Below are 16,916 nucleotides of genomic sequence, written 5' to 3' on the forward strand. Positions count from 1 at the left end.
GGGCTCCGGGACGTGGAGCTGTGATTGTAACAATTGGGGTTCGACGCGTTCGCCTAGGTTCACACCGCAAGGCGCAACAGGGAGTCGATCCATGGAAGTGTATCCCAACATCAACGAGGACGGGCGCGACGCGACGAACATCGCGCCCTTCGTTCTCGGGGTCGTGGTGGGAGCCGGAATCGCCTTGCTCTTGGCGCCCGCCCTGGGGAGAGACACGCGACGGCGTGTCGGCTCCACGGTTCGCCGCTGGAGCGACGGGGCTCGCCAGGCGGTGAAGCGGACACGGGACAGTCTGAACGAGCTCAAGAAGGATGCGCGGTCGGCGATCGACACGGGACGCGAGGAGTACCTGCGCAGCCGAATGACCCAAGAGGACCAGGGCGCGCGTACCTCTCACTCGCCGGGCCCCTGAATGCGGCCGGCATTGCGATGCTGCGAGCCACCCGGGGAGGGGCAGGGTCGCTCTTGTGACCGGCCCAAGAGAGGCGCCGGTCCGGGAAGGCGAGGGTTCCGACTCCCCTGCCCCCACCGTCGACCGCCGGCGTGGGCCATATGGAGGAGACCCCGGCCGTCGCAGGCGCGGGGGCGCCTCGCGCTGGCCCTCTGCGGTCAAGCTCGGTGAGAATGGCGACCGGATGGCGGGTGATCACGCGGCTCGCGGGGATCCGCAGAGTTGCCCGTCCCCGGTCGCCGATTTTTTGAGCCTCGCCCGCCCCAGCCCTCCGGCTGGGCGAGGGACTCCCTTCCGGACTCTGCCTTGACCTGGGGATCATGCTCCTTGATGAGCAGCCAGTTCTTCCCGCCGCTCTTGTCGGCCCGACCGCGGATCCTGATCAGGGCCCACCTCCCGCCGAGCTTCTCGCCGCGGAGGTCGAAGACGAGGTGCCCGCGCTTGAGCCCCTCGTGCGGGTCGCCCACCGGCGTCCACGCACCGCGATCCCAGATGTGCACGGATCCGGCGCCGTATTGCCCCTTCGGAATCGTCCCCTCGAAGGAGCCGTATTCGAGCGGATGGTCCTCCACCTGAACGGCGAGCCGCTTTTCCCCCGGATCGAGGCTCGGGCCCTTGGGGACAGCCCAACTCTTCAGCACACCGTCCAATTCCAGGCGGAAATCGTAATGCAGCCGGGACGCCTCGTGCTTCTGGATGACGAACAGAGGCCTTGGTGAGGGCCTGGCGGAGCCGCCGCGTGGTTCCGGTGTGAGGCGGAAATCCCGCTTGCGCCGGTAGGCACCGAGCGACACGGCCTAGGCGCTCTCTTTCTCGACCGACATGCGGCCTCGCATGGATCGGAACTCCATTCTCGGGAAACGGACAGGACCCTTCCGCGCCACGAGCAGAGGGCGCGCCAGCTCGGGTCGGTGCGGCGCTTCCGACCGAAATCAAGGGGGTTCGGGTCGCGCCCGGGACGTTCGCCCGCCTCGCGCCGGGAAGTAATTACAAGTCGAGGCTCCCTTTTCTTCATGGTCCGGGCGGGAGCACGCGTCGGTGAGCCCGCATGCTGTCAAGCTCCGGCGCACGCGCCGCCCGCAATTCTCGATGCGCTCGAGGATTAAGGGAGACCCCAGACAAACTCCGTAATCTCCTGGCATGAGACTTGTTGGGGCAAGTGGGTTTTAGGTGGAGGTCTGTGCCTATCGTTCTCGGCCCCGCAGAATGCACCGGCCCGCCTTGAGGGGAACGCCCATGACCGCTCGTGAGCTTATGAAACGCAAATTCGAAGTCATCCACGCAGACGCATCGCTCGAGGAGGTCGCTCGCAAGATGGAATCCAGCGGCATCGATCCCCTACCGGTGTGCAAGGACGGGCTCCTGGTCGGTCTGATCAGCCACCGGGAAATCGCGGTGCGGGCCGCCCCTGAGAGGCGTCGCACCGAGCCCATCCGGGTTTCCGACCTGATCGCGCCCGATATCCTGTTCTGCTTTGAGACCACCGAGGTGACCGAGGCGGCGAAGTTGATGAAGGAAAATCGAGTTCCGCTGCTGCCCGTGCTCAGCCGGAGCAAGAGGGTGGTGGGTGTCCTGGCCCTCAAGGACATTCCCGGCGAACGCAACGCCCCCCAGCATCGGTTCTAAGATTCTCTAGTTCAGAATGAGTCCCACACGGCGCCGGCCCACACCGCGCCGGCCCACCCGGCCGCGCGTGCGCTTCAGCGGTCCTGCGCGCGCTTCCCGAAGTGGCTGTGCCGGCGCGCCACCATGCGCGCCGATGGAGGCGTCGGGACCGGGGCCGGCATTTTTGTGACGAGGGTTCCCAGCAGGAGATCCGCGAGCGGGAGCAGCACATTGAGATTGCGGTTCATGTGGACGTGGTGAATGCGGTGGTGTCGCTTCAGGAACTGAAAGTATCTCGATCGTTCGATGAATTGGAGACGCGGCTTGTGCATGAAATAGTGAAGGCTCTCGTACCCGGCGTAGTAGGTCGCGAGGGTCACCCCGAACGACACGAGAAACGCCGCGTAGGGCAGCCGGACACCCAGGGCCGCGAGCGCCCAGGCCGCCAGCACCCAGGGAGCGGTGTTGATCGCGATGAGGATGGGACCTCCCCACCACTGGAAGTGAAGAGCTTCTTCCTGCTCTTCCTCCACCACGTGAAACGTATCGTCGAACTTGCATAACTGATGGTGAATGAGCGTATGCGTCGTGAAGCAGCCCTTCGGGAGCCAAGGACGGTGCAGCCAATAGCGATGAAACGCCCACTCGAAAAAGCTGGATTGAACGACGGAGACGAGACAGCCGGTGAGAATCGCGATGGCGAACAAATGGAACCCTCGGGTGAGATGGGAACTGTTACCCGGACTATCGGCCCTGCTGGGGGGAAACTCAAACGATTTCGAGCATTTCTGAGGGCCGGGCAAAATGCGAGCCCGCGTGGCTCAACCTCGGGTCGCGATGGCCGTTGCGAGCCGTTCCACATCGGCGACTTCATTGTAGATCTGGGCGGAAAGCCGCACCCATAGCCTGCCACGCCATGCGTGGAGCTGTACCTCGATCCGGTCCTCGAAGAGGAGCGCGTCGCGAAGCCGGGCGGCGTCCTCCTTCGTGTGTCCCATGCGCTCGGGAAGAGGGACCGTTGCCATCGAGCCGATCATCGACTCGATTGGATCGAAGCTCGTCCGCAGGCGCTCGCTCAAGAGGCGCGCGCCCTCCCAGGCGAGGCGGTGGTTGTAGGATCGAACCGCTTCGATGCCCAACTCCCGCATGAATGCGATCCCCTCGGGGGCGGCGAGATAGGCGGAAGGGTCCCGGGTCCCGACCCAATCGAACTCGGTCGCGAACCCTCTCCCGAGACCCCAGGAGATTACCGTCGGATGAAGGCCCTCCTGAAGTCCGGGGGCCGCCCATAGAAACGCGCAGCTGCGGGGAGCGTAGGCCCACTTGTGGAGATTGCCCACGTACCAGTCCGCACCGATGGCCGGGAGGTCGAGGGGAAGCATGCCGGGCGCGTGGGCGCCGTCGATCAGGACGGCCACCCCCTTGTTGTGGCAACGCGCGACAATCTCCGTGATCGGCAGGACCAGCGCGCTCTCCGACGTGATGTGGTCGACGATGGCCAGGCGCGTCCGGGAGCCGATCGCCCGAAGCATGGACTCGATGAACGCGTTCGGGCCGTGCGACGGATCCGGCAGCTCGACCGTGCGCACGAGCGCACGCCGCTCGTTCGCGTGGAACGCGACGGCATTCGCGATGGCCCCGTAGGCGTGGTCGGTGATGACGATCTCGTCCCCTTTCCCGAAGGGGAACGAACGGAGCACCGCGTTGACCCCGGTCGTCGCGTTGTCCACGAAGACAAGATCGTTCCCGCGCGCCCCCAGAAACGCGGCCACCCGATCCGCGGCCGCCCGCATCCGCGGCTCAGCCGCTCGTGGCACGCCGACCGCCACCGCGGAGAGCTCGCGTAGAAGAAACCGCGAGGGCTGTTTTTCGATCTCGTCCCGGATGGCCTGCTGTGCCGCGAGCACCCGGCGCGGCGGCGCTCCGACCGTCCCGTGATTCAGGTACGTGATGTCGGGGTCCAGGGACCAGTGATCCGCCATCGCATGGCCGAACCGGGTCACGTCATGTACCGGGAGGTGGATGGAACCGGTCCCTCGGTGCGGCTGCACGGTCGATCGAGCGGGGTCTCAGGCCGCCGATTCTAGCAGCGGCGTCGACCGAAGTCGCGTATTCTCCCCGGCATGCCATTCGCCTCGCTCGGGCTCTCGCCGCTCGTCGTCAAAGGGGTGCGGGCGGCGGGATACATCGAGCCCACGCCGATTCAGAGCAAGGCCATCCCGATCATTCTCGAGGGCAAGGACGTGATCGGCGCGGCCCAAACCGGAACCGGAAAGACGGCCGCGTTCGTCCTCCCCATCCTGACGCGACTGCTCGGCGGCCCCCGGCGCCTCCGGGCGCTCGTGCTGACGCCGACGAGGGAGCTCGCGGCTCAGGTGGAAACGAACGCGCGCGATTACGCGCGATTCACGGATCTTCGAGTCGGGGTCGTGTACGGCGGTGTTCCGATCCCGCCCCAGGAGAGGCTGCTGAAGCAGAGCGGTGTGGACTTTCTCGTCGCCACGCCCGGGAGGCTCCTGGACCTTCACGACCGCCTCGCGCTCCGCCTCGACTACATCGAAGTGCTGGTGCTCGACGAGGCGGACCGGATGGTGGACATGGGCTTCGCCCCCGACCTGAAGCGGATCCTCCGCCTCATGCCCCGCGAACGCCAGACCCTCATGTTCTCCGCCACGATGCCGCCGGACCTGAACCGGGTCGCGCAGGAGGCGCTCCGCCATCCGGCCCGCGTCGACCTGGCGCCGCCCACGAGGCCGGCCGCGGGAATCACGCAGGCGGTCTATCCGGTGCCGCGGCACTTGAAGACCGACCTCCTCGACTCCATGTTGTCGCGTTCAGAGCTGAGCAGCGTGATCGTGTTCGCGAGAACGAAGCACGGGGCCGACAAGCTCGCGAGGGACCTTCAACGTCGCGGCCATTCCGTGGCCACGCTCCACGGAAACCGGAGCCAGAGCCAGCGCGAGCGCGCCCTCGGAGACTTGAGGCGCGGGCGGGTGCAGGTCCTGGTCGCGACCGACATCGCATCCCGCGGCATCGACGTCGAGGGGATCACCCATGTCATCAACTACGACGTGCCGCACGCGCCCGAGGATTACGTTCACCGAATCGGACGGACGGGGCGCGTCGACGCGGTCGGGGATGCCTTCACGCTCATCGCGCCCGAGGAGCAGAAGCAGCTGACCGCGATCGAGCGCTTCCTAGGGCGCTCCGTGCCTCGAGTGATCCTCCCCGATTTCGATTACAAGCGGCGTCCTGCAGAACGGAGACCCGCCCCCGCCCATCCACACGGGCGAAACTCCCGGTCGGACGGTCCTCACCCAAGGGGGCGCCCGCATGGAGCCTCAGCAAGCGCGACCCAGACGCGTCCTCAGCCTGCGCCGCGGCCGACCGGGGCTGAGCAGCGAACCAGCCATGGCAGACGGCCCAGGAAATCCCACGGGATGGATCGACGCAACCGGGGACGTATCTGAACCGGTCCGCCGGAAGAGAGGGGAGGATTGCCGTGCCACGAGATTGGGTCACCCGGACACTCAGCCTGCAGGCGGCTGCTCTTCTCACGCTGATGGGCATCACGAGCAGTTGCGCTTCCGAGAAACGGGAAGATCCCGCGCCTCTGAAATCGGCGATCGAGGCCCTGAACGCGCGATTCTCCGAAGCTTTTTCGCATCGGGATCCCGCCGCGATCGGACAGCTCTACGCCGAGGACGCTCAGGCGCTCCCGCCGGGCGCCGCTCCGGTTGCGGGTCGGATCGCGATCCAGGAGCTTTGGAAAGAGGTGCTGGGTTCTCCGGTTGCGCGGGTTCAGCTGGAGACGGTCGAGGTCGACGGCAACCCGTCCACCGCGTGGGAGACCGGCCGCTACACCTTGATCGCAAAGGACGGGAGCACCATGGACGCCGGAAAGTACATCGTCGTATGGAAGCACGATGATGCCGGTTGGAAAATCTACCGGGACATGTGGAGCTCCAACAGCCCACCCCAGGCGCCCGCGCCTGGAGGGCCGTCCGCGGAGCGTCCCGCCAAGCGTTGAGCGTGACCAGAGCCTTCGTGTCTCAGCCGCACCGGTCGGGTTTCAGGGCCGCGATCTCGACCGTCGGCGCATGTCCAGAGACGATATCGGCAACGAGCTTCCCCGTGATCGGCCCCATGCTGACGCCCATCATGGCGTGGCCCGCGGCCACGATCAGGTTTCGCCACCGTCGCGTACGCCCGATATAGGGGAGGCCGTCCGGCGTGCACGGACGGAGCCCGCACCACGGCCGGCAGGGAACGAAGTCTTCGGGCAGAAACGCGGGAAGGTATCTCGAGAGCGAGCGGGTCATGCCGCGAATACGCGGCGGATTGATTCGAAGATCGTAGCCCGCCAGCTCCATGGTCCCCCCGACACGGAGCGACGATCCCATCGGCGTGACCGCCACCCTCGCCTCTTGCAGGATGAAGGAGCGCTGCGGCAGCTGGCGGGGCGAGTCCAGGGTCAGGCTGTAGCCCTTGCCCGGCTGCATCGGGATTCCCAAGCCTAGCTCGCGCGCGAGAAGGGGCGTCCAGGCGCCGGCCGACAGAACGAACTCGTCCCCCCCGATATCGCCCGCCTCGGTAACCGCGGCGTTCAGGGCGTCGCCTCGGCGCCGCCAGCCGCGCACCTCCGCCTTCCATAGGAAGGTGCCGCCCCGCTCCGCGACCAGTCGCGTCAGCATCGCCGCCAACCGCTGAGGCACGAGGTGGGCGTCGAGGGGATAGAAGACCCCGCCGAGGACGTCGAACGTGACTCCGGGTTCGAGCGCTGCGATCTCCCCAGCGCCGAGCACCTCGGCGGGCATGCCGAGCTCGCGCGATCTCGAAGCGAGCTCGGTCTCCTCCTCAAGCCCGCCCCGCGAGCGGACCAGCACGAGCAGGCCCTGGCACCGGAGCCCGAACTCGTTGTCGCTGCGCCCGGCCAGATCCTCGTAGAGCGAGCGGCTGGCCAGGTTCAGATCGCGCAGAAGCGGCCCCGCGCGGTGCGCACGGCTCCTTCTGGACGCGCGCCAGAATCGAACCCCCCATGCAACCAGACCCGGATCGAGGCGGGGATGAACGTAGAACGGGCTCTCCGGATCCCACATCCACTGGAGCGCCTTCCGCACCATCCCGGGAGCGGCCAACGGCAGGAAGTGGCTCGGGGAGATGAAGCCGGCGTTCCCGAGCGAGCAGCAGTCATGCTCAGGCGCTCCGCGCTCGAGAATCGTCACCCGGTGACCCTGGCCGAGCAGGTAGTAGGCCGAGGAGAGACCGATGATGCCGGCGCCGCAAATCACCACGTTCCGTCCGCGCGTCATCGCTGAAGCTCGGGAGGAGCCGCGACGAGTTGCCCGGCTTCAAGGGTCAGAACGGGACAGTAGAGGCCGAGACGTTCGCGTCGCCACCAGGCGCCGGTGGATCGGCGGGTGGCCGGATCCGTGAAGTGGTATCGGTAAACCACGGCGCGAATGTAGCGTGGCGGCGCGCCCGGGAACGGATTTCCCGCGAACAGCTTCAAGACCGGCGCCGAATTCCGTAGCAATCGGTCACACAGGCTCAGGAGCCACCCCTGATGCTGAAAGTCGCTCAGGGCGGCGAACCACATCTGCCAATCCAAGCGGGGCTGGTGGGGCGCGACGAACGCCGGCGTCCTCGTCGGCTCCCCCGGCTTGTATCGGAATTCATACACCTTCCAATCCGCTCCGTCGACGCTCCCCTCGATCAGAATTTCGGGACGCTCCTTCGTCATGATTGCGAAGAGGCCGTAATGATTCACGGTGCGAAACGGCGCGACCGCCTCGTACGCCCGCGGCAGGGGCCCGAGCCAGGCGGTGGGGGCGCCTATGGAATCAAGCAGCGGCACGAGGCTCAGAAGGAATAATCCCGCGAGCGCGGGCCGGAGAATCCACCGGGGCCAGCGGCCGGCGCGCGGTACCGAGCCTGGAGCCGGCACGAGCCGTGCGGTCAAGGCCCGGGGCCAGACCCCGTCGTCGAGGAGAAGGATACAGAGTGCCAACACGAGCCCATTGAAGAAGCCGTAGTTCCCGGTCAGGGCGATCAGAAGCTGGTGCCCCGCGATCAGCGCCGCGCCGGCGATGCGAATCCTCCGCGGCGCGAAAATCAGAAACGCCACGACCCCCTCCACGAGGAGCGTCGCACCGGTCGTCGCGCGCTGGACCCCGAGCGGCAGGTGGTGCGCGTACCAAGCGGTCCATGGGGGCAAAGGCTGCGTCTCGTAGTGGTAGGCCAATGCGGTGAGATTCCTCCACGCCGGATCGCCGCTCGCAAGTTTCACGGCCGCGGATGCAAAGAGCAGCCGGAAGAGCAACCAGCGCGAAAGCCGAAGGGCGCCTCGCTCGGGCGGCGGATCGATTCGCGGACGCGACCACCACGCGCGAGGGACGAGGAACATCGAGATGAACCCGATCTCGAGCAGCAATCCGTCCCACTGGAACCACAGGAACTCGCGGCACACCGTGGCGAGCGACAAATAGATCGCCCAAAGCCCCAACAGGCAGGGTATCGGGGCGAACCCGAGCCCGAGCCCGGCGGCAAGCGCGACGCCCCCCGCGCAGAGAGCGGTCAGAAACCCATCGCTCGAGCTGAGCCAACACAGGGTCGGAGCCAGCAAGTATCGGCTGGCTCCGAGGCTTTCCGCCTGAGCGAGAGCGCGCATGAACGTGCCTGCGGGCAGGATTCCCCCGCTCCCGACCAGGCCCTGGATCTGCGTCCAAAGCGAGATGATCGCGACCCCGTAGACGATCGCGAGCAGCCGGATGAATAACCAGCACGTGAGCCCCTCCCCGGGTGGGAGCAGGTGCTCCCCCCAGATCAGATCGGTAAGGCGCGAGAAAGCGGACCGGTGCCTCGCGACGAGCCCGTAACACCATTCGCTCACGACGGCGAACCCGGGAATGCGCCGGTACGCCCACAGCCATCCCCCGCGGCCGGGCGCATGGGCGAGGGCGCGGAAGACGGCTTCCGCACCGTGGGACGAGCGCCCGTCCGGCTCGACGAGATGAACGGACTCCGCGAACGCGGCCTTCGGAATTTGCGGGAAGCGCGTCCCGGCTTCCTGAAACGAGACGAACTCGACACGGTCGCCGATGGCCCGTTTCCATCGCTGGATCCAGCGCCGGCAAAAGCCGCAGTCCCCGTCGAAAATGAGAACGGGCCTCGCCGGTTTCCCATCTCCTGATTCCACTGTCTCCCCCCTCGCACGGCCGGAACAACACCCGGGCTCACAGGAAGCGGTACGATAATATGCGGGGTCCCGAAGACGAAGGATTTCGCGTTCGAGGGCGGGTCCCGAGGATCGATGAGAAGCGCGGGATTATTGCTCTATCGCGCCCGCGATGGCGCGCGTCAGGTGTTCCTGGTCCATCCAGGCGGTCCCTACTGGGTCGGTAAGGACCTCGGAGCGTGGTCGATCCCCAAGGGCGAATTCGGGTCGGAGGAGGATCCCCTCGACGCGGCGAAGCGTGAGTTTGGGGAGGAGACGGGCTGCGTCCCTCCGGAGGGGCCCTATACGGCGCTGGGCGCGCTTCCACAACCCAGCGGGAAAATCATCGAAGCGTGGGCGGTGCCCGGAGATTGCGATCCGGATGCGGTCCGGAGCAATACATTCACGATGGAGTGGCCCCCCCGCTCGGGACGCCGGCAGGACTTTCCCGAGATCGATCGCGCTGGATGGTTCGGCATCGAGGAGGCGCATCGGCGGATCATCAAGGGACAACGGGGGTTCTTGACGGCGCTCGAGCGCTCTCTGCCGAGCGCATGAAAAAAGCCCCGGAGGAGACTTCCCTGGGCAATCTGCGGTACATGATTCTCCATCATTTCCTAAGGGCGTAGAGCTGCCACAGGTCGCGGGCGCTGGTCCGCATGAAGGGCAGGATCGCGATCTTCCCTGTCTTTCCAATCGATCGCTCGAGGTATTTCATCTCTTCGAAGTTCGCGCGCACCTGATCGTCGAGAGGAAGGTGAACGCCGGCCGAGCGGGCGATCAGCATGCCCTTCGCCCGAAGCGATAGCTCGAGATGGATGCGCAGCAGGCAGAGCATGTCCGCCACGACGGGACCGGGGAGACGGTTCAGCGAGGAGAGATAGGCTCCCACAGGCGTCTCCGCGATCGCGCCTCCCTGGATCAGCTCGAGCAGCTCGACATCGCTGTCCAACCCGGCCCCCAGCCAATCGCGCGTGGACTTCTCGCTCCACTCGTACACGAACCCCACGAGAGGGGGCATCGTAATCAGCATGGCCGCGGTGGAGACGAGAGGGCTCAAGAGGAACTGATTGAAAAGCGAATGGGCGAGTGCGGCGAGCGCGACTCCCGGCAGGAAGAGTTTTAGCGACCCGGACCCCCGTCGTTCGGTGAGCGATTTGGACAGAATTCCGACGACCGCCGTCGTGGAGCCATGCATGACGGCGGTACCCAATCCTCGGACGATCCAGAGACCCAGCCCTTGCTCCTGCATCGCGCCGGCGTAGTAGAGATTCTCCATGAGGGCGAAGCCGGTGCCGACCGCGAATCCCTGGATGCCGGCGTCGACCAGGAACCCCACCCGCGCCGAACGGATCAGGTACACGAGGTAAGTCGCCTTCACGCTCTCCTCGAGGACCGGAGCCACAAAGCGGCGCAGCACGTTCTCGTCCAGCCGAAAGCTCACGATGAGGAGTTGGTTCGCGAGGAAGCAGATGAAGGCGGCCGCGGCGCCGATCGCGAGACCGGCGAGAATCGATTTCCGCGTCACGAGCTTGTAGCTGTCCATCAGGATGAGCGCCGCAAGAAAGAGGACGACTGGGAGGAGGCCCAGGAGGAGGCTGAGCGCGCTCATCCGACGCCCGTCACAGGATCTTGAGCGAGACCATCCACTCGTCGCTCATGCGCCGGTGGCGCCCGAAGGCCCTCGCATAACCCCACGAAAGCGTGAGCGGCTGCTGAACGAGCATCGTGAGCCTCAGATCCGCTTGGGCCCCGGCGTTTCCGAACGTGGTCCGTTCCGAGGGGTCGTCCATGTTGGTGACGATGCCGCCGCCGAAGAGTGAGGCGCGAAGCCAAGTCGCGTAGAACGCCGGCTTCCCCACCCGTCGAAACCGAAGGGGCGGAAGGTTCCAGTCGAGCAGCGCTTTCGCGAAGTTCGTTCCTCCGATTTCATCCAGATCCACCCCGGGGAAGCTCGAGTACTCGCGGTAGCGCTTCGGATCCTGGTAGTCCACCCAGTTGTTCCCGAATCCGCCGAAGTAGAAGTTCGAGAAAGGCTCTTCCCTCCGGCCGGGCGAGAATCCTGCCGAAGAACGCAGCCAGAGCGAGGAGTGGCGGACCGGAAGGGGTGCGCCCAGGTCGACGGTGCCGACGCCCAACGGAAATCCCCGCCACGCCGTATGCCCGGAGTGCTTGAAACGCACGGCATTCGTGCTGGTCAGGAGCTGCCACTTGTATCCCTTCTCCACTTCCACAGCCCCCAGCGACGCGCGCACATTTCGAAAGCTCAGTTGTCCGGTCCAAGTCACGAGCTTGTCGAAACCGGACGACGTCGAGACATTTTGCGCATCTGGTAGAAGCTCGAGCCCGCCGTAGCCGGTGACCCCCGCGGTGAGATCCAGATTCCGGGGCGGGTCGTATACCAGAGAATGCTTGTACGTTGCGCCGGCGGAGTAACCCTTGCGCCCCACCTTGGTGGGACCCACGAGGTCGTAGAAGCTCGCGCTGTTCCACTTTGCCTGAACGCTCCAATCGGAGTGCTGATAGCCCGCGCTCAAGTGAACGCGCTCGTCCCCGCCGAGGGCTCGGGACGGCGAATACGTCGCGGAGAGACCGACGGTGTTTGTGGAGACGGGGTCGGAGAAGTCGATGCGCATTCCTAGAGCGGTCGCGCCCTTGTATCCCTGGACAATCGGATACATCGAAGCGAGCCCCAGCGCTCGGACTCCTCGATAGGCACCGCGATACGTCGTGAGGGAATCGATGTTCACTCCGAGCGGCGAGGGCATGATCCAATCCTTCACGATCGGGTGCTTCTCCGCGATCACCTGACCGAGAAACGTGATCGCGCTGACGTCCGAAATCGGCTTGGGATCGACGATGGCCGGCACGAAGCCCTGCCCCGCGTACCGAAAAACGATGAGGGATTCCTGGGACACCGGCAGGGGCCTGAAGAATCCGGTCTCGCCGTTTGTCACAATGCTCATGGAATCGGCGTCGAAGTCCCAGCGGAAGACGTTCGAAACCCCCGTATAGTAGGAGCTTCCGTAGAGACTCTTTCCGTCCGGTGTGAAGACGAAGCTCGATGGAATCGAGCTTCCGAAATCGTGGAGCGTCGTGGACGTCGTGTCCCCTTGAAGCAGCGCCCCGGTCTTCCACGTCCGGAGTGACTGCCGTCCGCTGATCTCGGCGAGCGAACCGGAGAGGAGCTGCCCGTCCGGAGAGATATCGATGTCGTATATATCGCGCCCGAACGGCCACGAGAAGACCTGGTCCCAATCGTTGTAGGGATAGGGCATGCGCACCAGCGTCGAGATCCCGTTGAAGTGCCTTACTCCCCAGAGGGAGCGGTCCTGCCGATTGAAGGCGAGGTCCCCAATCCGCGCGTCCTTGATGAGCACGCGTGATTTCCCGGAGACGGGATCGAGCGCGCAGACGTCACGCCACTCGTTGTTGTCGGTGGTGTAGAAAAGAGTCTTGGATTTGGGATCGTACGCAAGTGAGGAGACGAAATAGAGCGCCGGCCCCTTCACTTCGTGCACATTGCGGATGGGACCCCCGTCGAGCGGGATGGCCGCAATGAACGCCACCGCGCCGGGATAATCGACGGCGGCGTAGATCGTCCTCGTCTCGGAATCGAAGATCGCGCGGGATACGGAACCCAGAGCCTTTTCGGACAGGTCGTGATACCGCGTCGTCTGATGGAGGCGGATGGAATCGAGGTTCGCCTGCTGGAACCGATGTTCCCATTGGACCCAATTTCGCCACGCCTCGCCCAGAGAGAGGCCATAGACGCGGCGGAATTGAGACGCGAAGTAGCGCCTGCTCTCCGGTGCGCGCGACACCCATTGGATGAGAGTCTCCGGCGTGTACTGGTACGCCAGGTAGCTGAGGAAGCGCGTTCCGTACAAATAGGAAATCGCGCCGACCTGAAAGTCGACCTTGGTACCCTCGGATTCAAGTCCGAGCGGATCGTAGAACCTGCTCCCATCCCGCACCATCGAGCGGAACACCATCTCATCGTAGGGCCCTTGAGCCCGGCCGAGTCCGCCGGCCATCCATGTCTCGAGAAAGACCGCGATGCCCTCGTGATACCACCGCGGCGCGGCACGGCGCGGCACGCAGAGATAGCTATACACGATCGACTCGGGATGCTCATTCGTCTCGCGCACCTTACCGTGGAACAGTCCGCGGAAAAACTTGTCCATTCCCGCGGCCTGATCGAGGGCCGCGACGTGGACCACTTCGTGGTTCATTGTGAAATTGATCCGCTCGTTCGAAGGCCCGGTCTCGTACACAAAATTCACCGGGGCGATGTGGATCACCATGCTGTTTCTTGGATTCACCCAAACGCCCGCGTTGCCGAAATCCGAGAAGTCGTCGAGGATGACGTTCACCTTTTCACTCGGCGCGTAGTGGAATATGCGCTCGTGGAAGCGCAGTGAATTCTCGAAGCATTGGGCGGCGTAAGGCGCGAGAAAAGACAGCATGCCTCCGTTGTAGACGAGTCGGAGGTCACGCGTCTCGATGGTCGCGAGTTGAGCGGTGGTGAGGCGCGGCAGGGAGAGGAGGAGGAGCCCAACCACGCATACGACCCGCCGCAAGGGAACGAAGTTCACCGTTGAGATCGTCGTTGGAACGCCAAGGAGACCCCACGCGATCGCGCCGGGGTCTCCTTGGCTTCGTAATGTCTCGAGTTGACTTTACTCTCCAGAAGCCTCGCTCACGACTTTCTGAACGTCCGACACGCCCGCCAGCCTTTGGAATTGATCGTTGGCTACCAGCTGGAGAAAATTCGTGTTCTGGACAAGATTCAAGAAGTCATGATTGGTGATGAGCTTGTGGAATTCCGGGTGCTCCTTCCCAAACCGGCTCAGGCTCTCCGGGTTCGGGAGCCTGGTCTCACGCGCACCATCCGGGTTCGGGAGCTTGGTCTCACGCGCACCGTCCGGGTTCGGGAGCCTGGTCTCACGCGCACCGTCCGGGTTCGGGAGCAGGATGATCTTCTTGAAGTCAGCCGTAGTCACCAGCTGCCAGAACTCGTCGCTCTGGGAAAGCTTTTTGAATTCCGGTGTCGCGATTACTTTGTGGAACAGATCACTTTGGAGCAGAGCCTGGATTTGAGGATCCTGAAGCACAACGTCCTTGTCGGTGATTTGGGTCGCCTGATAACGCTTCGCGGCGCCGATCGTGCCCTCGAACCCGAATTTCGGCGGAAAGACCCCCGCGTAGCGCGCCACCGCGATACCCGCGACCGCCACCACGACCAACCCCACAATGATTCTCGACTTCTTCATCGCAACCTCCTTTGCCTACAAACTACCCAGGCCCTTGACGACCCTTGGTGCACCGCCATCCGCCCTGTCGGAAATACCGCGCTACCCGATAAAGGTTGGTGACCCACCCACCGATTTCCAACCCTCCTAGCTGCCGGAACCGGGAGCCCGAGTCTCGAGCTCGCCTTGGACAAGACCATCCGGGGAGTGGATGGCGATTCGGAGCGGGGACCCGGCCGGTCCCCTCCGCGCCAAGTACAGGAGGTACTGGCTCTCGCCGATGTGCCGAATCCTAACGGAAAGGCGGCCGGAACCAAGCAATACATCGTTCGGGGCCACCGGGTGCTGCCGCAGCGCCACCGCGTCGAGCTGGCCAGGATCAAAGGAGACTTCAACTTCGGTCCCCTGGGGCGCCCTGGCGGTGATCCGGGCGACCAGCCCATCCCGGCCCGATAGCATCTCCGCAAGGACCCGTCCGCCCCGGAAGGTGAACTCCCGGCTGTCGGTTCGCCGAAGGTGACTCAGACCCGAGGCCGGGAGCATCGTTCCCGTGAACGGCCCCGACTCCACCCCCGACTTCGTGAGCAGGTTCCCGCTCAGCAGGGTGAACGTCAGGATCGCGAGGGCGGCACCGGCCGCGAACGAATAGGCGTACCCAAACGCGGGCCTGGTGCGGAAGGCGGCCTTGATCGATTCAAGCCAGCTCCTCCGCACTGGCACTGGCACCGTCACCGCCCGGTGACGAATCGCCTGCATCACGTTCTGTTTTAGATCCGGAGGCGGGTCCTCCATTTCTGCGCGGTTCAGAACATCGAAAACGCCGCCGAGGTTCCTGTACTCGATTCGCGCGTCCTCACTGGAGGCGAGCTCTCGCCGAAGTCGCTCGGATTCCGCGGGTGTTGCGATCCCGTCCAGCTGGTCATTCATGAGCCGTTGCAACTTTCTATCATTCATGAGTGCACGATCCCTCTCCTGGTGAGGATTCCACCCAGGAGCTGCCGCGCCGTGTGGAGTCGCGACTTCACGGTTTTCTCGGGCACATCCAGCACGCTGCTCATCTCGTGATAGGAGAGCTGGGCGAAATGCCTGAGTACGACCACCTGCCGGTAATCCGGCGACAGGTCCATGAGCGCCGACTGGATCGAATCGTGGAGCCGGTGCCGGGCGCAATCCTCGTCGGGACCCCTTTGCCCGGATGCCATCGTCTCATCCAGCGGCTCCGTCCGCCTGGCTCGGCTCAGATGATTCAGAGATTCGTTGATCATGATCCGATACACCCAGCTGAAGAACCTGTGCCTCCGGTCGAACTTGCCGAGGTTCTCGTAGGCTTTCAGGAAAACCGTTTGCGTTATGTCGCGCGCATCCTCCCGGTTGCCCACCATTCGAAGCGACACATTGAATAGGGCCCGCTGATAGCGGTCGATGAGCTGCCCGTACGCCCCCCCATCTCCTGCGAGGCATCGATCCAGCAGGCCGTCTTCCTCGTGCTCAACCATAACTACAATGATCCCGGATAAAGGTTGGTCGGGAGTCCCGTCTGCGCGTTCCCGGAGCCGCGCGCTCCGGCTCCTGCGGTTCGCCTACTCAAGCTGCAGAACCTTATCGAGCCCGGCGTAGACGAAAACGCTCCGGATTCGGGGTTTCAGGTTCGTGAGCCTCAAGCTGTAACCTGAATCATGGAGCCGTTTATAGGTCTGAACGAGCACGCCCAGGCCCGCGCTCGAGACATAGTCCAGCTCGGTGAGATCGATCGTGGCCGACCGGTTCACCGATTGGAGCATCGCTTTGGCGTGATCGGCCTGCGCAGCGTCGAAGCGCCCCGAGAGCTTGATCACGCCGCCGTCCTGAATCTGGATATCGAACATCAGAGGGCGACCTTCTTGGTGACGGTGATGACGGCGCTCCGTTCCTTGTACTCGTAGCGAATGGAATCCGAAAGCTGCCTCACGAGTCGAAGTCCCAGGCCGCGGTCTCCGCGCGTGGGCTCAGGCGGCGCGGAGGTAGGGTCAAAGGATTCAACGTCGAAATCGCGAAGCGTGATGGACAGCTCCGCCACTTCTCCGGCGAGGCAAAGGCTCACCTCAGGACCGCCCCCTTTGCCGTGCTTCAGCATGTTCGTGAACAACTCCTCGATGAGGAGATCCACCGTGAAGGCATGCTCAGGGTCGAGTCCCCTGGAGTCGAGGTAGGCGGCGACGAACCTGGTCATCGGCTCGAGCGAACCGAGCTCTCGGGGGAAGCGCCGCTCCACCATGCGGGGTCGCTCCTCATTGGAAGCGTCTCCAGACGGACAACACGCGCGTGCCGATCGCTTCCCGCTGGAATCGGCTCAGAGTTTGCAATCTATTCCCTATCCGCCGGGGTTTCAAGGTTGGCGCGCAATTTGAAT

General features: G+C 64.5%; 17 protein-coding genes. 5 read left to right on the forward strand and 12 right to left on the reverse strand.

Annotation, left to right across the window (positions count from 1 at the left end; translation table 11 throughout):
- Window positions 1–91 precede the first annotated feature (91 nt).
- Window positions 92–412, forward strand: coding sequence for a YtxH domain-containing protein (locus E6K76_02515; protein TMQ60219.1), 321 nt, complete (start codon window positions 92–94; stop codon window positions 410–412).
- Window positions 413–609: 197 nt separating this feature from the next.
- On the opposite strand, the gene E6K76_02520 is transcribed toward E6K76_02515, so the two are convergent.
- Window positions 610–1,245: a hypothetical protein gene (locus tag E6K76_02520; GenBank protein TMQ60220.1), complete on the reverse strand. Its 636-nt coding sequence runs from the start codon at window positions 1,243–1,245 to the stop codon at window positions 610–612.
- 412 nt (window positions 1,246–1,657) lie between these two features.
- Here E6K76_02520 and E6K76_02525 point away from each other — a divergent pair, with 412 nt between their 5' ends.
- Window positions 1,658–2,077, forward strand: a complete 420-nt coding sequence (locus E6K76_02525; GenBank protein TMQ60221.1) for a CBS domain-containing protein — start codon at window positions 1,658–1,660, stop codon at window positions 2,075–2,077.
- Window positions 2,078–2,151: 74 nt separating this feature from the next.
- Here the strand turns inward: E6K76_02525 and E6K76_02530 are convergent, their stop codons facing one another.
- Window positions 2,152–2,763 carry a fatty acid hydroxylase gene (locus E6K76_02530; GenBank protein TMQ60222.1) on the reverse strand — a complete coding sequence of 204 codons (612 nt, stop codon included), beginning with the start codon at window positions 2,761–2,763 and terminating at the stop codon, window positions 2,152–2,154.
- A 114-nt stretch (window positions 2,764–2,877) separates the two neighbouring features.
- Window positions 2,878–4,038 (reverse strand): aminotransferase class V-fold PLP-dependent enzyme, encoded by a 1,161-nt coding sequence (locus E6K76_02535; protein ID TMQ60253.1) that lies wholly within the window; start codon window positions 4,036–4,038, stop codon window positions 2,878–2,880.
- Window positions 4,039–4,179: 141 nt separating this feature from the next.
- On the opposite strand from E6K76_02535, the gene E6K76_02540 reads away from it, so the two are divergent.
- On the forward strand, window positions 4,180–5,526 hold the full coding sequence (locus E6K76_02540) for a DEAD/DEAH box helicase (GenBank protein ID TMQ60223.1): 1,347 nt from the start codon (window positions 4,180–4,182) through the stop codon (window positions 5,524–5,526).
- Window positions 5,527–5,558: 32 nt separating this feature from the next.
- Entirely contained in the window at window positions 5,559–6,086 is a 528-nt protein-coding gene (locus E6K76_02545; GenBank protein ID TMQ60224.1) for an SgcJ/EcaC family oxidoreductase, read from the forward strand.
- Window positions 6,087–6,108: 22 nt separating this feature from the next.
- Here E6K76_02545 and E6K76_02550 read toward each other — a convergent pair whose 3' ends face one another.
- Window positions 6,109–7,368, reverse strand: a complete 1,260-nt coding sequence (locus tag E6K76_02550; protein TMQ60225.1) for an FAD-dependent oxidoreductase — start codon at window positions 7,366–7,368, stop codon at window positions 6,109–6,111.
- Entirely contained in the window at window positions 7,365–9,254 is a 1,890-nt protein-coding gene (locus tag E6K76_02555; GenBank protein TMQ60226.1) for a DUF393 domain-containing protein, read from the reverse strand. Before E6K76_02555 ends, E6K76_02550 begins: the two co-directional genes overlap by 4 nt.
- A gap of 114 nt (window positions 9,255–9,368) precedes the next feature.
- On the opposite strand from E6K76_02555, the gene E6K76_02560 reads away from it, so the two are divergent.
- Window positions 9,369–9,830, forward strand: a complete 462-nt coding sequence (locus E6K76_02560; GenBank protein TMQ60227.1) for an NUDIX domain-containing protein — start codon at window positions 9,369–9,371, stop codon at window positions 9,828–9,830.
- 52 nt (window positions 9,831–9,882) lie between these two features.
- On the opposite strand, the gene E6K76_02565 is transcribed toward E6K76_02560, so the two are convergent.
- From E6K76_02565 to E6K76_02595, 7 genes are all read right to left on the reverse strand, one after another.
- Window positions 9,883–10,884 carry a PrsW family intramembrane metalloprotease gene (locus E6K76_02565; GenBank protein TMQ60228.1) on the reverse strand — a complete coding sequence of 334 codons (1,002 nt, stop codon included), beginning with the start codon at window positions 10,882–10,884 and terminating at the stop codon, window positions 9,883–9,885.
- Between the two features lie 10 nt (window positions 10,885–10,894).
- Window positions 10,895–13,870, reverse strand: coding sequence for a hypothetical protein (locus E6K76_02570; protein ID TMQ60229.1), 2,976 nt, complete (start codon window positions 13,868–13,870; stop codon window positions 10,895–10,897).
- A gap of 84 nt (window positions 13,871–13,954) precedes the next feature.
- Window positions 13,955–14,548, reverse strand: a complete 594-nt coding sequence (locus E6K76_02575) for a hypothetical protein (protein ID TMQ60230.1) — start codon at window positions 14,546–14,548, stop codon at window positions 13,955–13,957.
- Between the two features lie 126 nt (window positions 14,549–14,674).
- Window positions 14,675–15,481: a hypothetical protein gene (locus E6K76_02580; GenBank protein TMQ60231.1), complete on the reverse strand. Its 807-nt coding sequence runs from the start codon at window positions 15,479–15,481 to the stop codon at window positions 14,675–14,677.
- Complete coding sequence (locus tag E6K76_02585) at window positions 15,478–16,023, reverse strand: sigma-70 family RNA polymerase sigma factor (GenBank protein ID TMQ60232.1); 546 nt, start codon at window positions 16,021–16,023, stop codon at window positions 15,478–15,480. The genes E6K76_02580 and E6K76_02585 overlap by 4 nt, the downstream gene beginning before the upstream one ends.
- A gap of 84 nt (window positions 16,024–16,107) precedes the next feature.
- Window positions 16,108–16,392 carry an STAS domain-containing protein gene (locus E6K76_02590; GenBank protein ID TMQ60233.1) on the reverse strand — a complete coding sequence of 95 codons (285 nt, stop codon included), beginning with the start codon at window positions 16,390–16,392 and terminating at the stop codon, window positions 16,108–16,110.
- Window positions 16,392–16,781, reverse strand: coding sequence for an ATP-binding protein (locus E6K76_02595; GenBank protein ID TMQ60234.1), 390 nt, complete (start codon window positions 16,779–16,781; stop codon window positions 16,392–16,394). The genes E6K76_02590 and E6K76_02595 overlap by 1 nt, the downstream gene beginning before the upstream one ends.
- Window positions 16,782–16,916: the final 135 nt, after the last annotated feature.

The sequence above is a fragment of the Candidatus Eisenbacteria bacterium genome (genome assembly GCA_005893275.1).
Classification (GTDB): domain Bacteria; phylum Eisenbacteria; class RBG-16-71-46; order SZUA-252; family SZUA-252; genus WS-7.